The organism is Chromohalobacter sp. 296-RDG (assembly GCF_029889885.1).
Taxonomy (GTDB): Bacteria; Pseudomonadota; Gammaproteobacteria; order Pseudomonadales; family Halomonadaceae; genus Chromohalobacter.
In genome coordinates this window covers 1-1,359 of record NZ_JARANY010000202.1, presented here as the reverse complement: position 1 = coordinate 1,359, position 1,359 = coordinate 1, and the positions used below count along the sequence as shown (strand labels likewise).

Sequence of the window (1,359 nt, the reverse complement as noted above, 5' to 3'; positions counted from 1 at the left end):
TGATGTCCATCCTCATCTAAACAACAACACAATATCCTGTTTTTAATAAAAATTTTCTGAATGGTTGTCTATAGCTGTCTACAAAAATCTAGCTTAAGCCAGCTCCAAGTGGGGAGTACAATGGGGAGTAAACCAGTGTACTACCCACTATAAGGCTCGATTTTCCTATGGATACTCCCCACCTCAAACGCTCACCCTTGGACTGGAGAACCCCGCCCAGGGAAACAAGCCCTGCGCCAACCTGGCAGAAAAAACTGTGTAAACATGCTCTTGATGGGGTACGCCCTACTCTAGTCGCTACAAATTCAAACAAATGTTTCAAATTTTTTATGGCACGCTGGAGAAGGAGCTAATGGGCAGCTTTACCGCCAAGAAGGTCCAGTCCCTGATCAAGGACGGAACACCGGGACGCTACAGTGACGGCAACGGCCTGTACCTGATGATTCCAATGAAGGGCATGCCCTACTGGATGCTTCGATACACGTTCGCCGGAAAGCGGCGTGAGCTGACGCTGGGCAAGTATGCACAGCTGTCTTTGGCTGAAGCTCGTGAGCAAGCTATAGAGTCCCAGAAGGCTATCCGCAACGGTATCGACCCCGTCGAAGAGCGCAAGCGCGAAGAAAAGGCCACCATCAATACCGTCCAGGACCTTTTTACCGACTGGCACCAAGACTTGGAGAAACGACTCAAGCACCCCCACATACCCAAGCGAATCTTCGACAAAGAGGTCGCACCTTCCATTGGCCACCTAGCATTGGGTGACGCCACCCCCATGGAGGTACGCGCAATAATCCGGAAGGTAGCCAATAGCGGTCGCCCGACCACTGCGAACGACACCTTGATGTACCTGAAACAGCTCTTTAATCACGCTATCAAATTGGGGTTGCTCACCTATAACCCGGCCACCGCCTTCAATGTCAGCGATGCAGGTGGTGTTGAGAAAAGCCGCGACAGGGCCTTGAGCCTTGATGAGGTTTATCAGGCTTTTCAAGTCTTCCGGGAAAACCGCGATAGCTTCAGTCGCGATAACTATCTCGCCTGCGCCCTCCTGCTTACTCTGGGGGTACGCAAAACGGAACTGATCGAAGCCCAGTGGGCTGAGTTCGATTTGGAGAACCGGCAGTGGGAGCTATCTGGCGAACGTAGCAAGTCAGGTGTCGGGATCAGAATACCGCTTCCACCACAGGCTATCGCCTGGCTGAATGAGCTCCAGATTCGCGCCTGCGGATCGGCCTACGTCTTTCCTAATCGCCGCAGCAGCAAGCAGCCCCATATGGGCCAGGACACACTAAATCGCGCCATTTCCAAACTGTTCGGCCGAGAGCCAGGCAAAAAACCGCAGCCGGAGAACAGAATGGG

General features: G+C 52.8%; 1 protein-coding gene. It reads left to right on the top strand.

Features of this window, described 5'->3' with window-relative positions:
- Window positions 1-352: 352 nt before the first annotated feature.
- Window positions 353-1,359: integrase arm-type DNA-binding domain-containing protein (locus OP495_RS17870; RefSeq protein WP_280571126.1), on the top strand; the 1,007-nt coding region annotated here is incomplete at its 3' end.